The organism is Halobacteriovorax sp. HFRX-2_2 (assembly GCF_043196705.1).
Lineage (GTDB): Bacteria > Bdellovibrionota > Bacteriovoracia > Bacteriovoracales > Bacteriovoracaceae > Halobacteriovorax_A.
The window spans coordinates 44,238-61,611 of the sequence record NZ_JBEBMT010000006.1 but is presented as its reverse complement, the minus strand read 5'-3'; the positions used below and the strand labels follow the sequence as shown (position 1 = coordinate 61,611).

16 protein-coding genes and 1 tRNA gene are annotated in these 17,374 nt (G+C 37.0%); 3 read left to right on the top strand and 14 right to left on the bottom strand.

Going from position 1 to position 17,374, the window contains the following annotated elements:
• Nucleotides 1-2,714 (bottom strand): AAA family ATPase (locus tag ABMA79_RS15840; RefSeq protein ID WP_393093851.1); only part of this gene is annotated, 2,714 nt, incomplete at its 3' end.
• Nucleotides 2,715-2,943: 229 nt separating this feature from the next.
• On the opposite strand from ABMA79_RS15840, the gene ABMA79_RS15835 reads away from it, so the two are divergent.
• A complete protein-coding gene (locus tag ABMA79_RS15835; RefSeq protein WP_393093848.1) occupies nt 2,944-4,077 on the top strand; it encodes an HD-GYP domain-containing protein in 1,134 nt (377 codons plus the stop codon).
• Between the two features lie 26 nt (nt 4,078-4,103).
• On the opposite strand, the gene ABMA79_RS15830 is transcribed toward ABMA79_RS15835, so the two are convergent.
• On the bottom strand, nt 4,104-4,697 hold the full coding sequence (locus ABMA79_RS15830) for a LysE family translocator (RefSeq protein ID WP_393093846.1): 594 nt from the start codon (nt 4,695-4,697) through the stop codon (nt 4,104-4,106).
• A gap of 74 nt (nt 4,698-4,771) precedes the next feature.
• Between ABMA79_RS15830 and ABMA79_RS15825 the strand changes: the two genes are divergently transcribed.
• Nucleotides 4,772-5,224, top strand: coding sequence for an Lrp/AsnC family transcriptional regulator (locus tag ABMA79_RS15825; RefSeq protein ID WP_392857901.1), 453 nt, complete (start codon nt 4,772-4,774; stop codon nt 5,222-5,224).
• 16 nt (nt 5,225-5,240) lie between these two features.
• Here the strand turns inward: ABMA79_RS15825 and ABMA79_RS15820 are convergent.
• The 3 genes from ABMA79_RS15820 to rph form a co-directional block, all read right to left on the bottom strand.
• Nucleotides 5,241-5,317 (bottom strand) — tRNA-Pro (locus ABMA79_RS15820).
• Nucleotides 5,318-5,387: 70 nt separating this feature from the next.
• Nucleotides 5,388-5,963, bottom strand: a complete 576-nt coding sequence (rdgB, locus tag ABMA79_RS15815; protein ID WP_392857903.1) for an RdgB/HAM1 family non-canonical purine NTP pyrophosphatase — start codon at nt 5,961-5,963, stop codon at nt 5,388-5,390.
• Nucleotides 5,963-6,670 carry a ribonuclease PH gene (gene rph / locus ABMA79_RS15810; protein WP_392857904.1) on the bottom strand — a complete coding sequence of 236 codons (708 nt, stop codon included), beginning with the start codon at nt 6,668-6,670 and terminating at the stop codon, nt 5,963-5,965. The genes rdgB and rph overlap by 1 nt, the downstream gene beginning before the upstream one ends.
• A gap of 56 nt (nt 6,671-6,726) precedes the next feature.
• Between rph and ABMA79_RS15805 the strand changes: the two genes are divergently transcribed.
• Nucleotides 6,727-7,383, top strand: coding sequence for a biotin--[acetyl-CoA-carboxylase] ligase (locus tag ABMA79_RS15805; RefSeq protein ID WP_393093843.1), 657 nt, complete (start codon nt 6,727-6,729; stop codon nt 7,381-7,383).
• On the opposite strand, the gene ABMA79_RS15800 is transcribed toward ABMA79_RS15805, so the two are convergent.
• The 9 genes from ABMA79_RS15800 to ABMA79_RS15760 form a co-directional block, all read right to left on the bottom strand.
• Nucleotides 7,384-8,682 carry a response regulator gene (locus tag ABMA79_RS15800; protein ID WP_393093840.1) on the bottom strand — a complete coding sequence of 433 codons (1,299 nt, stop codon included), beginning with the start codon at nt 8,680-8,682 and terminating at the stop codon, nt 7,384-7,386.
• A gap of 73 nt (nt 8,683-8,755) precedes the next feature.
• On the bottom strand, nt 8,756-9,499 hold the full coding sequence (locus ABMA79_RS15795; protein WP_392857910.1) for a PP2C family protein-serine/threonine phosphatase: 744 nt from the start codon (nt 9,497-9,499) through the stop codon (nt 8,756-8,758).
• Nucleotides 9,496-11,751, bottom strand: a complete 2,256-nt coding sequence (locus ABMA79_RS15790) for an FHA domain-containing protein (RefSeq protein ID WP_393093837.1) — start codon at nt 11,749-11,751, stop codon at nt 9,496-9,498. Before ABMA79_RS15790 ends, ABMA79_RS15795 begins: the two co-directional genes overlap by 4 nt.
• Nucleotides 11,732-12,733 (bottom strand): FHA domain-containing protein, encoded by a 1,002-nt coding sequence (locus ABMA79_RS15785; protein WP_393093834.1) that lies wholly within the window; start codon nt 12,731-12,733, stop codon nt 11,732-11,734. Before ABMA79_RS15785 ends, ABMA79_RS15790 begins: the two co-directional genes overlap by 20 nt.
• A 6-nt stretch (nt 12,734-12,739) precedes the next feature.
• Complete coding sequence (locus ABMA79_RS15780; protein WP_392857918.1) at nt 12,740-14,311, bottom strand: FHA domain-containing protein; 1,572 nt, start codon at nt 14,309-14,311, stop codon at nt 12,740-12,742.
• A complete protein-coding gene (locus ABMA79_RS15775) occupies nt 14,299-14,637 on the bottom strand; it encodes a DUF192 domain-containing protein (protein ID WP_393093831.1) in 339 nt (112 codons plus the stop codon). Before ABMA79_RS15775 ends, ABMA79_RS15780 begins: the two co-directional genes overlap by 13 nt.
• Entirely contained in the window at nt 14,637-15,821 is a 1,185-nt protein-coding gene (locus tag ABMA79_RS15770; RefSeq protein WP_393093829.1) for a type II secretion system F family protein, read from the bottom strand. The genes ABMA79_RS15775 and ABMA79_RS15770 overlap by 1 nt, the downstream gene beginning before the upstream one ends.
• Nucleotides 15,822-15,918: 97 nt before the next feature.
• On the bottom strand, nt 15,919-16,980 hold the full coding sequence (gene nagZ, locus ABMA79_RS15765; protein ID WP_392857923.1) for a beta-N-acetylhexosaminidase: 1,062 nt from the start codon (nt 16,978-16,980) through the stop codon (nt 15,919-15,921).
• Nucleotides 16,981-17,374: ABC transporter permease (locus ABMA79_RS15760; RefSeq protein ID WP_393093826.1), on the bottom strand; the 394-nt coding region annotated here is incomplete at its 5' end.

Below are 17,374 nucleotides of genomic sequence, written 5' to 3'. Positions count from 1 at the left end.
TCATCCTTCATTATGCTTAGAACTTCATCTTTACTTGCAAGGATATCTGCTTTTTCATTATTTGAAATTTCAAGCTCTTCAATCTCAACTTGCATATTCTCAAGCTCACCTTCTAACTTAGTGATAAGCTCTGTATTTGATTCTTTACGAAGGTTTTGTTTTTCGATTTGCTTTTCAATATCTTCAGATTGAGAGCGTAGTGAAGTCACTCGCTGTTCAAAAGTTTTTGCTTCAACTTGTTTTGAAACATATACTTCACGATCAGCTTCATAAACTTCATTCATTTCATTGTAGCTATCGCGTAGGTCTTGAACTCTTTCACTAATATCAGTAATGGCCTCTTCAACTTCCGACTTGTCCTTATTGAATGACTCTTCTTTTTCAAGAATTGCTAGTCTAAGCTTAGATGTCTCATCTTTACGGTTCTTTAAGATATCAAGTCTTGTATTTCCCGACTCCATTGAAGCAAGTTTAGACTCAAGAGCAGAGTTCTTAGCTGCATAATCAGCACGAGCTTCACTTAGAGAAAGGCGTGAATCTTCAAGTTCAGCAACTTTATTTCTTAGTAACTCATTTGAAGCTGTAACCTCTTCTTCAAGATTAGCAACTTTTTCATTAAGGCTTACTAATTCATTTTCAAGTGCTTCAATTGTATTATTTCTCTCAATTGCACTCTGTCCCTGCTCACCAGATCCTTTAACATGAAGGACTGTTGCATTTTGACGATTACGTACTTGAATATTTCCACTAATATCCGAGATTCCACCAAATGAGATTGAGCTCTCAAGTGAAACAACTTTATCAACATCAAGAGTCTCAACAATAAATAGACTCGATAAATATGGAGTTAGTTTCGCTTTATACTCTTCAGGAAGTTCAATAATATCACTTAGAGTAATTAGCTCTGAACCAAGTTTAACTTGAATTCTTTCACGTGCTTCAGCAGAGATAATATCTGCAGACTTATCAGCAAGTAAGATTTCAAGAGCATTTTCATCATTCTCAGTTACCCAATTTTTAAGAAGTGATAAATCACTCTCTGAAGTAACAAGAGATTCGAGGAACTCTCCTAATAGAGCTGTTACAGCTTTTGTATACTTGTCATCACACTTAATAATATTACCAAGAACAGTGTACTTATCAGAATCTACTTCACTTAGAAACTTAGAAACACCTTCCTTCGCACCCTCAAGAGAAGAGCGAATTTCTTTTAGTGAAGAAAGTCTTGATTGCTTAGTAATTTGTTCTTTTGTTAAGTTCTTAAGTTCAGATTCAAGGTCACGATCTTTTTGTGTAAGTTCGTTAACTGTCTCCTTAAGAGTTAATTCAGACTCGGTTAATTCCTCCACTAAATTCTTAGCGGCCATAACATCATCTCTTTCCTTTGCAAGTTCACTTGAAACACCTGAGTATTGCTTCTCGATTGCTTCAATTTCTGTTGCAAGGTCTTGAAGAGTTGCAGCGTATTCTTCAAGTTTAGAATTATTTTGGAAAGCTTGTTGATCCATTTTCACAAGCTCTTCTTTCTTAATTGATAGTTCTTCTTCAAGCTCACTAATTTGAGCTTGTCTATCTTCTAGCTCAGACTTAAGCGTTTCAAGCTTCTCACTTGCTGCTTCATAGTCATAATCTTCTTTTGAAGAAGTGATGACATCGTTGATCTCAGTTTCAATTTCTTCTTTCTTAAGAAGTCTCTCTTCGATCTCTTGGGCCAATTCATCAATTTCTTTCTGTCTTTGCTCTAGTTGCTCTTCTTTATCAGTTAAAGACTTACAAAGTGCATTCAGCCTTTCTTCAGCAGCAGCTAATTTATTTGATACTTCATTTCTTTCTTTTTGAGACTCATCGATTCTTGCAGTTTTCTCTTCTCTTTCAAAACGCTCTTCTTCAAGAGAGATTTCAAGAGAGTCTTTCTTCATACTCCACTCTTCAAGATTGGACTTCTTTTCAAGAAGCTCAGTGCTTCCATCGCGAAGTTCGCGAAGATCTTCAAATACTTTATGTGCAACAACAGAGATTTCAGTGCGTTTGATTCTATCCTTAAGCGTACGAGCTCTTTCGGCCTTCTCAGCTTGTTTTTGTAGAGATTTTAAATTCTTTTCAATTTCAATCGTAAGATCATTCAGACGATTAAGGTTTTGCTCAGTAGCATCAATTTTTCTCATTGATTCTTTCTTACGAACTTTAAATTTCGTAATACCAGCAACCTCTTCAATCATAGTACGGCGCTCAACTGGCTTTGCTTGAACAAGCCTGTTGATCTCACCCTGTGCGATAATTGAATATGATTTTGCACCAGCACCTGTATCCATAAATACTTCTTGAATATCTTTCAGACGAGCTGGTTCTCCGTTGATACGATATTCTGTATCACCGTTTCTATATAGCTTTCTTGTTAGTTGAATCTCAGAAGGGTTAGCAACTTTCCCACCAATGTGAATATGCTTTCCATTTGTGTTTTCAAGAACGAGTGTTGCTTCTGCCCATGCAGCAGGATTATATTTTGAAGAACCAGCAAAGATAAGGTCCTTCATTGAATTCCCTCTTAGGTGTTTAGCTGATTGCTCGCCCATAATCCAAAATAAGGCATCAACAATATTCGATTTACCACATCCGTTTGGCCCAACGATCCCCGTAATACCATCGTCAAAGTTAATAATTGTACGATCTTTAAAGGATTTAAAGCCCTGGATAATTAGTCTTTTCAGTTGCACTTTGATTCACTCCGTCAATTTATCTCTATAATGTGTGTTGTGTAGGCCTTAATGTACCATTTTAAGCACCTAATCGTACACTTTTAAAATTTCAGTTCCGCTAAATAAGAAATGTGAAATCAACAACTTACCTTGTGTAAATCCTAACAAGAACTAACACAACATATTTACTTGTACGTATTTCGTACCAGCACTTTACCTGAACACCAATTATGCCGATAAATGTGCAATGGATAGCAACTCAAAAACAGTTTATTTTACGATCGACTTTCACCTCGTTGTGCGAGAAAAGCCGCTTCTATACAATATCTACATCAACTCTTCCACGGTCAAAGGAAAGGATCACTACGTCAAAATAGTGCGCCCCGGTGAAGTGCTTAACGATGAAGATATTGAAGGTTTTAAAAAGTATCAGAGGATCCATGTTCTCGAATCAGAACGAGGACTTTATCTAAAGTCACTGGCCGAAGATGAAAGCATAGAATCTATTGATAAGGTATCTGTTATCAAAGATTCTGCGGTCAAACATCTAGATGATATTTTTAACCCTGGGAAAGAATTCAATACAGAAATTCTTGGCGAAGCACTCGATGGTTGCCATGACTCAATGAAGGCCATGGTCGATGTAATTAAGGACTATGATATCAATAGTCTAAAAAAACTTATTGGGGATTTATCTTTTCACGACTTCTATACATATGACCACTCTATTAATGTGAGTATGTACAGTGTTCTTATTTATAAACAACTAAAACCTAAGGCCAGCGAAGCGGATCTTGTTGCGATTGGACTTGGCGGACTTCTTCACGATCTTGGTAAGACAAAAATTTCCACAGAAATTTTAAATAAGACAGGTAATCTTACAGATGAAGAATTTGCTGAAATTAAAAAACATCCAGAACTCGGTGTTGAATTATTTCGAGAAGCAAACCCAGAGTTCCCAGGCCTAAAGAAAGAGACGATAGAAAAAGTTATCGTGGAACATCATGAAAATATTGATGGCTCAGGTTATCCAAAAGGAATCAAAGGCGAAGATCATCATATCTTTTCAAAAGTTGTTTCTATCGCAGATTTCTTCGACGCTATCACAACGAAACGATCTTATTCACAGGCACTTCCAATTGAAGATGCCCTAGAAATTATGAAAAGAACTGTTGGAAAAAAGATTGATTCAGAAATTTTTGACTTCTTTGTAAAGAAAGTTTCAAAGGTTATACTCACAGGTAAGACAATGATTGAACTTCCGGAAGACTTCAACACTGAGATTGCTCATGCTGAACTTCCAGTTCAAAAAGTTCAACCTAAAAAGCTTGGTGAAAACTTTACTAAGGCTTCTGATAATCCAAATAAAATTTCAAAATAAGAAGTAGAGGAATTTATTCCTCTACTTTATTTCAAAACTAAGACTGGAAAAAGAGAACCAAATAAAAGTAAGGCCAAGATAATATTAAAGATGGCCAAACGATATCCTTTTTCAAGAAACGACTTAAGCCTTAATCCAGCAAATACCCAAACAGAGATTGCAGGAATATCAACAAGGCTATAAGCAAGAATGACGGCAACAACACCTAATGTATTTCCATTTGTATAGATGGCCACTGCTGAAAGTGCCATCGTCCAAGCCTTTGGATTAATCCATTGAAACATTGCCGCTTCAATGAAAGACATAGGTTTTTTAATTTGGGCCTCTTCTTTAGCAAAAGAACTAAATGCAATTTTAAAAGCTAGTAATGCTAAGTAAGTCCCGCATGCCATTTGCATAATTTTTTGAATTCCTGGGTAGGCTTCAAAAATATCAGCGACTCCAAAACCGATGACAGCGATCATAAAGATAAAACCAAAATAAACCCCAAGCATATGAGGGATGGTTTTTCTAAAACCGTGATTGGCCCCAGAAGACATTAAGAGAATATTATTTGGTCCCGGTGTAATAGCGGAAACAAAGGCAAAGGCTAATAGAGGATATAGATTTGTCGTGCTCATGGAGCACAGTTTACTCTATTTTCAGAATAAATTTATTGCAAAGAACCATACAATTAAGTGATAATTTGCAACATATGAAGAAAATAGACACGATTGACGAAAGAATATTGCAAGAATTAGAAAATGACGGAAGAATCAGTAATTCTGATTTAGCTGAAATTGTAGGCCTTTCACCTTCGGCCTGTCTTAGACGAGTTCAAGAACTTGAGAAGTCAAAGGTCATCACGGGTTATCGCGCAAGAATTAACCGCGCCAAACTTGGGACAAGTTTTACGGCCTATATAACTGTTGGCCTCTCCGTTCACACAAAGAAGTCACAAAAAGATTTTGAGATGGCCATTGCTGAGTCACCAGAAGTCATCGAATGCCACAACGTTACAGGAAGCTTTGAATATATTTTAAGAATTGAGACAACTGACCTTGTTTCTTATAAGACCTTTCACACAGAAGTTCTTGGAACACTTCCACAAGTAAATTCAATATCAACATACGTTGTTCTTGAGTCACCGAAAGATAAAAGAAAATAGAAAGGGATTTTAAAAATGGTCGGAGTAGCAGGATTTGAACCTGCGACCCCTTGCTCCCAAAGCAAGTGCGCTACCAAACTGCGCTATACTCCGACATTGAAATTTTGGGTAGGCTATTTATAAGTGATCTTAACCTTTTTGGCAACCCAGAAATTAAACCTTTTTAAAGTTCTTGAAAAAACTTTATAGCAGCTGAGACGGCCTTGGCCCTGTGAGAATTTTCATTCTTCCACTCTTCTAATTGCGCTACAGTCTGATCAGGAAAGGCTTTTGGGCAAAACACAGGGTCATAACCAAAGCCACCTTCGCCAATGTAACTATCTGAAATCTCGCCTTCCATGCGCCCCTCAAAAAAATATATTTCCTCCGGGGATAAATAAAAACACAGGACACAAGTAAAGTAAGCATTTCGGTTTTGTTCACCTTTTAGCTTCTCCAATAGTAACTCGGCCCTTTGACGATCAGCAAGGCCTTCCCCGCCAAAACGTGCAGAATAGATTCCTAGTTCCTGAGGTAGCGCTTCAACAGTGATCCCTGAATCATCTGCGACGACAGGAATTTTAAACTCATCGTAGTAAGCTTGTGCTTTTTTAAGAGCATTCTCTTGAAAAGTATTTCCATCTTCCACAACATCTAATTTTGCAGCTGCTGCATTAATTGTAAGATTGGTTTCTTTGAATAAAACAGCAAACTCTTGCGCCTTATGGGCGTTTCCAGTTGCTAAGATAAATTCTTTCATTATTGTCCTAACGCTTCTTTTTGTTTTTCAAAAACAACTTTTAAAGACTCGGCCGCACAATCCATTAGTGCATCCATTTGGTCTCTTGAGAAAGCTTGTCCTTCTGCCGTTCCTTGAACTTCAATAAACTTTCCAGACTCAGTCATTACAATATTCATATCTGTATGACAGCTTGAATCTTCTTCGTAGTTTAAATCAGCAATGATTTTTCCTTCATCATTAATTCCACAGCTTATTGCCGCCAGAGGCTCTATAATTGGACTTTCAGTAAGTTCACCACTTGCAATTAAGCTTTGAACAGCAAGCTCTAAAGCGATAAAACTTCCAGAGATTGAAGTTGTTCTCGTTCCACCGTCAGCAACCATAACATCACAATCAAGAGTGATCATACGCTCACCTAATTTTTCAAGATCAACGATTGCTCTTAAGCTTCGTCCAATTAAGCGTTGAATTTCTTGTGTACGGCCACCAATTTTAGAACGTTCTCTTCTTGATCTTGTATGAGTTGAACTTGGTAGCATTGAGTATTCGGCCGTTACCCATCCTTTCCCACTTCCTTTCATCCATCTTGGAACACTTTCTTCAATTGAAGCTGTGATATGAACCTTAGTATTACCAAATTCAGCTAGAACAGATCCTGCTGCATATGGATTGATATTAATAGAAAATTTAACTTCTCTTGGAGTAGAACGTTCGATAAGTGACATATTGAATACCTCTGAATTTATTAGTATTGTTCGATAATAACATAATGAGAAAATCTATGAAACACCTACATTTTGAAGAAATTCCATCGACCCAAACAATTGCCATTGAAGAAGCACACCATTATGACCAATTACTTGTCAGTGCTAAACGACAAACTTCCGCAAGAGGTCGTCGACATAATAAATGGGAAGATCTTCAACATAGTCTTTGTTTCTCTTGTAAATTAGAAGCACAGGAGAAGCCAACTCTACTCGCACTTGAAGTTGCTGTAATGCTTAGTAACTATTTTAATGAGCACAAGCTACTTCTCAAATGGCCAAATGATATCTTCAATGAAGAGAGTCAAAAAATTATGGGGATCTTAGTTAATAAAGATGATGACAACTATATAGTCGGTATTGGAATTAACTATGGAGGACTTCCTCATGAAACATATGGAGTGTTAAAACCCGAAAAAGAGTTAAGTGATATCGATTTTAAAGAGTTACCACTTGAAATCTATCATTACTTTTTAAATAACCGACTTACGGAAGAAGAGGTTATCAATCAATGGAATGAAAGATGTTACCACCTCAACAAAGAAGTTAAGATTATTGACGAAGACTCAGTAATAGAGGGTATTTTTAAAGGTATTGGGAGCTTTGGAGAAGCATTAATTGAAGTGCAGGGAAAAATAGAGAAAGCCTATACAGGCTCTCTCATTATTAAATAACTATTCTGAAATTGAAGTTAAAACTTGCTTACTAATATTTTTAAGCTCTTTCTTAATGAGATTTTCAGCAAGATCAGGAACGATTTCCCAAATAATTTTTTCAATATTTTGCTCACAATATTCACGAGCATATTTTTCAATAATTGGAGCAACTTCATTTCTAAGTTCAGCTTTAAGCTCTTCAACATCTACCGCCGGTGCTGCTGTCGCTGGAGCTGCTGAAGTTGAAGTATTGATTGATGCAGTCGTCGATGTACCAAACGAGAAGTCATCATTCATTTGTGTGACTGATGAAAGATTAATTTCATGCTCATCTTCTTCTGGTGATGAAAATATCTCAGTAGACTCTTCATCTGCATCCCATAGGTTCTCATCAGAAATTTCTTCAAAGTCTTGGTCGTCGTCATTAGTCGAAGCTTCAAAGAAGTTATCTTCTTCAGCTTCTTCTTCGATTTCACCTTCAATATCGTCTTCGATATCATTTGAGACTTCCGGTTCGTCAAAAGAAACCTCTTCAGACTCCTCTTCTACTCCTGGAAGATCAAAATCATCTCCCAATTCATCGTCTAAGTTTCCAAAATAATTACTTACGTCCAACACAGAAGAAGATGCTTCTTCTTGCTTGGCTTCTGGAAGCCCCTCAATGACAGGTGGAAGTGTATCAAATTCTTTCGTTACATCACTTCCCTTTAGATTTGTTGGATCAAAGCCCCAGCCATCTAATTCAGACTGTAAGTTATTATCTAAGTCTTCAGAGTCACCATCAAATGTATTATTAGCAGTAAGATCAAACTCTTGTGTTTTATCTTCTTCAGATTGAGCAATTGAGCTATCAACGTCCCAACCAGAAAAATTATCTTCTTCTTGGTCATTGCTCTCAAAACTATCATGAATTTCTTCTTGGTCATCTTCAAAAGTTTCATTTGATGTTTCCGATTCAGAGACTCCACTTTCGATTAACTCATTACAAAGAGAAATAAATTTCTCAGTCTCAAATGGCTTAACAACTTTATCTGAATAACCACTAGAGCGTAATTTGTTCTCGTCAACAATATCAAATGTACCTAGCATTGCTAACACAGGCGTTGTTGGAAATTTCTTACGAGTCTCTTCTCCTAATTTATAGCCATCATCAGAGAGACCAAAGTCGAGAAGGATAAGATCGAAATCATCACTTTTTGAAAATAATTCTGACTCATCAAGAGCTGAAACAATTTCAAAATCTTGATTTGCGAATGTAATATTTATTACTTTTTGGATTGTCTGACTGTCGTCAGCAACTAATACCTTTTTACTCATATAAAACCTCAATATATTGTTACGCAAAAAATCCAGCTAAGCAAGAGACAGTTTTAATGATTACGGTATGTTTCTAGATGATTGAATAGATAATAGCTGACTGATTATCTAGATTACCTCGACGATTGGCCCCATCAAAAAGATTATCAATCTGAATAACTTCATCTTGAGAAGACTCTTGAATGATTCTCTTAATATCGTGAAGACTCAGGCTCCCGTAGACACCATCGCTCAAGACTATAATACGATCATTTGGTTCGACATTTAACTCCCAAATCTTTGGAGCGATATCCTCATATAAACCCAATGCAACTAGTGGGAAGGTACTCTTTTGATGTGAATTATCTGAGATTGAAATTTGTGTAACACAATCTGGAGTATTAACAAGCGACAGGTCTCCATCACGATACATGAGAACTAAACAATTACCACATGAAACGATTGATAGAATATTTTCAGACAACATTGTTAATGCAGCTGAAACTCCCCCCTTATCATTGAGAGGCTTAGTCTTATTGATATCGAGAAGATTCTTATGTGCAATAAACATTGCGTTCACTAAGGCATTAGTCTCTAACACATACTGCGGTGAATAGAAATACGGCATGGTCGCATTCGGATCACCTGATAATTTTGAAAAGTATGAGTCAATTGACCTCTTGGCACTTTCTAAGTTTCGGTCTGATATACCCGAACCACCAAAGCCATCAAAAACTCCAAAAATCTTTTGTTTAAGATTAATGAAAGTATTGTCCTCATTTAGATTTAAATAAGGGCCCTGATGTGTTCTTGCAAAGAAGCTTTGAATTTCTCTCATAGATTTTTCAGCCTTTCACTGGCCTTAAGGTAGTATTCGTTATCAATTGGTGAAATTTGTTGCACCTCTTGAAACTTCTCACGAGCATCTTCAAAAGAGCCAAGAGACTCCGAGATTAAACCCTGTCGATACACCTTTCTCGCCCTTCTCGTTAATGTATCATTAATATCATCTAGTTCACTTTGGGCATCCAGTTCATTAGGATTATAGCGCAAGACTTCTTTAAAAACTTCATAAGAAGCCTTAAGATCTTCGGCCTCTTTTAATGAACGGGCCTTACCGAGTAATGGCCCAGTAATATTCTTTAGATTCTGACGAGACTTCTTAAGCATATCCACTGCTTTCTTCATGAGGTCTTCATCCATCGACTTTTCACTTATGAATAACTCTAAAGCGCCAATGGCCTTAAACCACTCCTCTTGAAGAAAGAGTGTTTCTCCTGGTTTGAGTGCATCAACCATGCGCTGTCTTTCTGCTTTCTTTTGAGCTTCTTCAAGTTCTTTTCGATTCTTTTCTTTGATATAAGAATCTAGCTCTAATTCAAGATTAGCAACATCATAATTATTTGGATCAAGTTCCTTTATTTGTTGAAATAACCCACGTGATAAAGTGACATTACGCTCTTTAACTGCCTCTGTTGCTTTATCGAGTAGATTCTTTACCTTAGCTTGAATGAGCTTTCTCTTTTCTTCAGCACGTCTTTCAAGCTCAGCCTTTTCAAGCTCTGCATACTTATCCTTGGCAAGCTGATAAAACGTTTGAGCCTGTTTATAATCTTTAGTTATCAAGAATAATCTTTCAAACTCAGTGATTGCTTCTGCAACATTTCCCTCATTGGCATAACGAGTTGCTAACTGATAGAGGGCCTCTGCTTTTTCCTGCTGTTCTTTGGTTAGCTTCTTATCGACAGAAGTTACAACCTGTTTCTTCTTTTGCTCTTTTGCCTGTTTATCTTTAGCTGTTGCTTTTGGCTTCTCTCCACTATCTGGAAATAAGAACATATAGACGCCAAGTAATACGACAGTATAAATTAATACTTTCTTGCGTTTTTCTGGGTCATTAAGAATTCTCTTTATGATAGATTTTTCTTCACTGGCCGTTGGAATATCAGATAATTCGAGATCATCAAAATCTTCATCATCTTCTGATACTTCAACTACTTCTTCGACTTCAATAACTTGGTTATCTTCAACAGGCATCAGCATATCTTGCTGACTTTTTATAAAGTCACTTGCAATTTTAACTGTAAAAGTTGTCGAACCTATAATGAACTCATCACCATTTGTGATTTCTTTTTGATTAATTCTCTTACCGTTAAGAATAGTCCCATTGGCAGATTGTAAATCTTCTAAAACACATGTGATCTTATTTTTTCTGAGGACAGCATGAACAGAAGATACCTCAGGGTCGGATAAAACAATCTGACACTTACTTGGATCACGTCCAATATAAGTCTCCGGCAACTCAAGGTTAAAATGATCATAAGGAACATCTTCACCAAAGAGCTCAAGAACAAAATTAGCAAAGCCCGAGAAGACTTGTGTCTTATCGCCTACATCATCATCTAATGTATCAATATCGTATGATTCATCACCATAGTTGTCGTCATAGCCACCATCGTAATTCTCATCGTAGTTTTCGTCGTAATTTTCATCGAAACCTTCAGAAAAAGCATCTTCTTGCTGACCGAATTCATCCAGGCTACCTTCTTGGGTTTCTATATTTTCAGATGCACCGAATTCATCTTGTGCTTCATCACTAGAGTCTTGCGCCGGAGCATCAAAGGCCTGAGTCTCTTCTTCAAAATCAGATGAGTTCTCGACAGGGCCATCAATAATGGCAGTCTCTTCCTCTACTAGTGAATCTTCTGGTTCCACATCTTCAAAATTATCTTCCGGTAATTCTGGTTCAAGACTTTCTTGAGCGACCTGCTCTTCGACTTCAAGGCTTTCAAATAAAACCTTATAGTCATTACAAACAAGATAGTAGCCGCTTGAGACAGGAATCTCTTCAAGAAACATGGGAGCATTATTAACTAAGACAGTATCGTAAGTTGATAATTTGTTGAGTGTCCAACTTACACCGTTAAAATTTAGGCTAGCGAGTCTTCGTGAAATCTGAGGATCATCTAAATGAACGTGGGCCTCATCAGATCGACCAATTAGGAAACTAGAGCTCTGCCCCATGATCACTTGATCATTAATCTCAATACGATTAAGAATCGTTCCATGTTTAGAAACAGTAATTATCACTCTTTTTCATCCCTAATTTATCGGCCATATCTTCAACGTTTTTCTTAGCTTCGATAAAGCGTTCATCTGTCTTATATTCAATTAAAAGCTTATAGATCGCACAGTACGTTCCCAACGCTCTATTATACTTCAAAGAATCTTTATTCTTAGTAGCTTGATCAAACATATCTTTAATTTTTTCATCAAGGCGTTGTTTTGCAATATTTAAGTGATAGGCAGCATTCCCATCATTTGGATCGAGCGTTAATGCTAAGTTAAACTCTTGCATAGCTCTAAAGTAATTACCTTCTCGCGCCTCACGTCTACCACGGTGAATATAGGCTTCAACTTTCTCTCGTGTTTCGAAGTCCTCTACATACTTACGACCGGTATTACTATTTGAAGAATCGATAATTGTACTACCTTCTTTTTTTACACTGGCCTTCTTGGTCTTAGTTTCGTCCCCGTCCATAAAAAAGAGTAATCCCATGACAGCAACTGCTATATAGATCAACTTCTTTCGTTTCTCTTCAGGAGTAGCAGGGCCTTTCTTTTTCTTAGGCTTTGCTTTCTTCTTTACTTCCTCTTCCTCTTCTTCCTCGTCTTCTTCATCCTCTTCAGGGTCTTCATATTCAACGAGGGCCTTCTCTTCTTTCACTTCGATAAAAGAATATTTGAAAACAGTCGAGCCAACGATAATTTTATCTCCAGACTTAAGCTTGTGTTGAGTAACCTTCAGGTCATTCACCATCACACCATTTTGTGACTTAAGATCTGTTAGCGTGTATTCATTATTTACACGTGTTAATTCAATATGCTCACGAGAGGCTTGAGTATCAAGAATTTGAATATCGTTTGAGCTTAAGCGACCAAGAACGATTCGATTACCATTTAAGTAATAACAAATACCTTTATTCTTACCAGTCATACAGATAATACGATGGTATTGCCCAGAAGACTCTGGGGAAGATAAATTCTTTGTCATTCTAATTGCGGCAACCATTTATATTTAGTCCTCTTTAATTAGTGTAACATAGAACGCTTTAGCAAAATTATCTCGCCCTATTAAACTCGTAACAAAAATATTATAAAAATGCCCAGAAAGTTCATATTCACCCTTCTGAGACGTTCCTCCGTTATCTGCAGAGGCATCACATAATTCAATAATAGTAGCTGCAAATCCTTTTTCACGTGCCACATCTAAGAGGCTCATTCCCTCAGAAGAACTCCCTCTGATTGCCGTGATATCCTCTGCAAGCGTATTGATATGAGATAGATTCTTTTGTGAATCTAAAACAAGGACTGCCCCTTGGGCCCCTTGCATGAACTCGTATAAGCTGGAAACGTAAGATTCATCACTTTCCATTTCATCAAAGCTCATTTCATCATCAGTCTTTTGTAACTCTCTAATTCGTTGAATCATGGAGTTTATCGATGACCTTAAAGGATCAATTTCAGACCAAAGGTATTCACTATCAACATTCTTTCGATTTCCTCTTAGGGCTTCTTCAATTTGAAATTTCATTTCATCAAGGTGTCTAATCGTCATATAATAGACAATGGCAAAGAAGACGATAGAAGCAATGAATGAAGTAATAAGCGCTTCGAGATAGGCCACTCTACTCTTCGAGGCTTCATCAGCAATTGATGAAGGCTTAAACCTAATTGCAATTACACCGACAACATCAAGCTGTCCTGTTTTAACATTAGTTGCTTTAATCTTTTGTCCAATCCCAATTTCACCATTTGATAAACGACTTACCATTGGACGATCATCAGAATTTTTCATGGTCCTTTCCGCCCACTCTCTTACTTGGACAGAAAAAGGATCATCAATATACATATTTAGTTTTGTGAGAGGCCTTACAATTCGACCATCGATATCAAATAGGTCATAAGAAACAACGCCGTTGTTTCCTTGTTCCATAAACTTCGTATCGACACGATCAAGATCTTTCCTCGCCAGTGCGCCTCTATTTTGTCTTTTAATTTCATCAGCATAGTGAGCTCCACGCTTAGCAACTTCTAAAAGAAGTAAACTTTGAGAGGTCTTCATAACTGGGAAAATTGTAAGTGTTACGGTAACGACAACGAAGATTGCCAGTAAAATACCAGTTAACACACGCCACTCATATTCTTCATTTATCCCATGAACAAGTGGCATTAAACGATATTTGAAAAGCCAGATGATCTTACCAAAGATATTCTCTGGCATTTCACCACCAGTGATATATGTTGGTTCATCATCTTCTTCTACGGCCTCGATCCTTTTCTTAATAATCTTCTTTTTCTCTTTAACGAAGACCACTTGAAGAATTGAATCTGGAAGCGCTATTTTATCACCATTTTTAACAGTGGCCCTCTTAACAGCTTTACCATTAACAAAAGTTCCATTTGAACTGCCAAGATCTTTAACAAAGGCAACATCTTGAGTAACTGTCACTGATAAGTGTTTTTTTGAAACACCATTTACAGGAAAGTGAACACTACATTCTTCTGAGCGTCCTAGGGTATTTTCCCCTTCCTCTAATATATACTCTTGTCCACGTAGCTTACCAGCTACAACAACTAATTTATACATAACTCTAGAGTATCCCCTTCCTTAATCTCTTGAGGCAACTGTCCTTCGGCCAACTCTAGTACACGACTAGCACTGAAAACAATTTGCGTATGTCTCCATGGTTTTAATCCACGGTATATTTTCCTTATTTCGTTCTTGCTATTAAAGAACACAACATCGATTTTATAATTCATAAAGCATGTATGAATTGCATTTGTTCCATAGAAAATCATGCCATCAAATCCGTCCATGCTTTCCGAAAACATTAGTCCTTTTAACTTTTTATAAAAAGAGTCTGCGACAATCGCTTGTTTACAGATATCAATTCCATTACAAGTTATTTTCATTATTTCCCGCCTACAAGCTCAACAACAAGAGGAGCAAAAATCATCAATAGAACAGATGGAACAATAAAGGCCATCATCGGAAATAAAATCTTAGTGGCAGCAGTGGCACCTTCTTTTTCAATTTGAGCTGATTTCTTTTGTCTGATCTCAATCGATAATGCTTTTAGAATTGGTCCAATCGAAGCACCAACAGAGTCAGCAGCAATTAGAGTCGCACAAAATGACGATATTTGAATTAAGTCCACTCGCCAGGCCATATTTCTTAATGCCTCAGCACGACTTGCACCGATTTTAATTTCTTTAAGAAGAATTTCGAACTCTTGAGTTAACGGACCTGGCTTCGCCTTATCCACAACTTTAGTCATGGCAGCAATAAAATCCAGTCCAGCTTCAACAGAAAGGGCCAACATATCAACAGAGAATGGCATCCCATTAATAATATCTTTTTGTCGTTGTTCAATTTTCCCTTTAATCCAAATATCAGGATATAAGAATCCAACCAGGGCCATGACAGGAATTAACGAAAGCTTCCAATCAGCTTCAGTAAATTCTCTTACTGCTAAGAACATAATTGGAAAACCAATGATGAGAAATAACTTAAAGGCAAAGAAGTCTTCAGGTGTCATGTCCTCTGTTAGTCCTGCACTTGCTAACTTTCTTTTATACTTCTCTTTAATCTTCTTCTTGCTCTTCATCGAAGAAACAATTGGTGAGATATAGCGTTTAAAGAAAGGCCTAGAATATTGGAGAACAAAACCATGCTTCTTAACGTTATCAGCTTTCTTAGAACCACCTTCTTCTAGTTTTTGTGCCGCTTGAAATGATTCGTTATCTTGAAACATCATTTGCGTCACAATGTAGACGGCAATCCCAATAAGAATAATTCCGGCCCACATAAGAAGCTGTGAACTCTCAAATAACTCAGCACCCTTTCTATAATCACAAGCATTCTGCTCACCATTATCACAGGCACTAATAATTAACTTCTTCCCTTCGGCAGCGTAGTTTATACCATCTTGTTTAAAGCTCTTATCAGTAAACGTTTGGTAAAGAAGACCTTGCTCAAAACAGCTTGATTGGTTTCCTTTTTTACAAGATTCATCAAGTAAGTTTGCATGGTCACGTTTTGAATAATTGGCATAGCTCTGCGCATTTGCATCGAATGCCACGAGCAACGTAAACATGTAAAACAATAAAGAAGTTATGAGACCTTTAGTCATAACATAAGAATATCAAAAATAATTGATTTCAAGCAGTTAGAGGCAATATTGGCCCTATGTGCTAACCTTGATTAACCTGCTCAACAATAGATAAGTTCTCTTTGGTTCCCACCTTACCTGCGACGTCAGGAATATAAGTAGGCGAGTAATTTGATAGGTATTTTTTCTTAAGCTCTAAAACTCGTTCATATTTTTGTGAGATATCCACTTTATCAATATCTCCGGCCTCAAGGGCCTGCTTCACATAATTATATGCTTCTCGACAAGCATCAAATGAACGATATTCAATAACATCGGCACCGGCACTAAGAGCTTTCAGTGCTGCTTCCCCAATTGTAATTTCGTCAGAGATGGCCTTCATTTCCATATCATCAGAAATAATTACTTTCTTAAAGCGCAACTCCTCACGAATTAATTCATAGGCCTTTTTAGAGAATGTACAAATATTATCTGGATCAATTGCATCCACTTTCAAATGGGCCATCATAACAAAATCAACCCTTGCTTTAACAGCTTTTACAAACGGAATAAATTCATTTTCCCTAAGTTCTTCAAGAGACTTATTAACGACTGGAAGTTTAAAGTGTGAATCTTCTAACGTGTCTCCATGTCCAGGAAAGTGTTTCGCACATGACATAATCCCACTAGTTTGTTGGCCACGAATAATCGCAGAAACAAATTTCGTTACATCATCAGCATTATCTCCGAATGCACGATCACCGATAACTGTATTTTTTGGGTTTGTGAAAATATCACAAACAGGCCCTAGGTTTATATTCACTCCACAACTTAAAAGCTCATTAGACATCAATTGCGAAATTTCAAAGCATAGCTTTGGTGAATCAGTTTTAGCAACGTCTAACATCGGAGGAATTACAGTAAAGCCTTCACGAAATCTTTGTACTCGTCCACCCTCATGATCTGTTGCAATGAAAAGTGGATAGTTATCACGAAGCGATTGAATATTATTAATCAACTCTGCTAGTTGAGCTGGAGATTCATAGTTTTGTTTAAAAAGAATAACTCCACCAATATTTTCTTTTTGAATAAAGTTTTCTTCTTCTGTCGTTAATTGCGTACCACTGATACCAGTAATAAATAATTGACCTAATATATTATTCATTTATTTGCCTTTACCTTTAAGTTTTGGGTCTAAGTAATCTCTTAGGCCATCACCAAAGAGATTTAAAGAGATAATTAAACCTGTCATGAGTAAGCTTGTCACGATTACAACATGAGGTGCTTCTAAAAGCACTAGTTTTGCCATTGCAAGGATTGCTCCCCATGAGTATTCACTAGCTCCCAATCCAAGGAATCCTAAACTAGCTTCACTAATTATAACTCCACTTATTCCAAGAACAAAGTGAATGGAAATAACTGGCACAATACTTGGTAAAATTGACTTATAGAATAAACGAAATTCACTGACACCAATTGCTCTTGCACTTTCAACATACCCTAAATTTAGGACACGCATTGTCTCTCCTCGAGCAATACGAGCGTAGCCAGGCCATGAT

Coding starts and splice junctions, on each gene's coding strand:
- ABMA79_RS15835 (WP_393093848.1), top strand. CDS start 2,944: ATGGATAGCAACTCAAAAACAGTTTATTTTACGATCGACTTTCACCTC.
- ABMA79_RS15830 (WP_393093846.1), bottom strand. CDS start 4,697: ATGAGCACGACAAATCTATATCCTCTATTAGCCTTTGCCTTTGTTTCC.
- ABMA79_RS15825 (WP_392857901.1), top strand. CDS start 4,772: ATGAAGAAAATAGACACGATTGACGAAAGAATATTGCAAGAATTAGAA.
- rdgB (WP_392857903.1), bottom strand. CDS start 5,963: ATGAAAGAATTTATCTTAGCAACTGGAAACGCCCATAAGGCGCAAGAG.
- rph (WP_392857904.1), bottom strand. CDS start 6,670: ATGTCACTTATCGAACGTTCTACTCCAAGAGAAGTTAAATTTTCTATT.
- ABMA79_RS15805 (WP_393093843.1), top strand. CDS start 6,727: ATGAAACACCTACATTTTGAAGAAATTCCATCGACCCAAACAATTGCC.
- ABMA79_RS15800 (WP_393093840.1), bottom strand. CDS start 8,682: ATGAGTAAAAAGGTATTAGTTGCTGACGACAGTCAGACAATCCAAAAA.
- ABMA79_RS15795 (WP_392857910.1), bottom strand. CDS start 9,499: ATGAGAGAAATTCAAAGCTTCTTTGCAAGAACACATCAGGGCCCTTAT.
- ABMA79_RS15785 (WP_393093834.1), bottom strand. CDS start 12,733: ATGGTTGCCGCAATTAGAATGACAAAGAATTTATCTTCCCCAGAGTCT.
- ABMA79_RS15780 (WP_392857918.1), bottom strand. CDS start 14,311: ATGTATAAATTAGTTGTTGTAGCTGGTAAGCTACGTGGACAAGAGTAT.
- ABMA79_RS15775 (WP_393093831.1), bottom strand. CDS start 14,637: ATGAAAATAACTTGTAATGGAATTGATATCTGTAAACAAGCGATTGTC.
- ABMA79_RS15770 (WP_393093829.1), bottom strand. CDS start 15,821: ATGTTTACGTTGCTCGTGGCATTCGATGCAAATGCGCAGAGCTATGCC.
- nagZ (WP_392857923.1), bottom strand. CDS start 16,980: ATGAATAATATATTAGGTCAATTATTTATTACTGGTATCAGTGGTACG.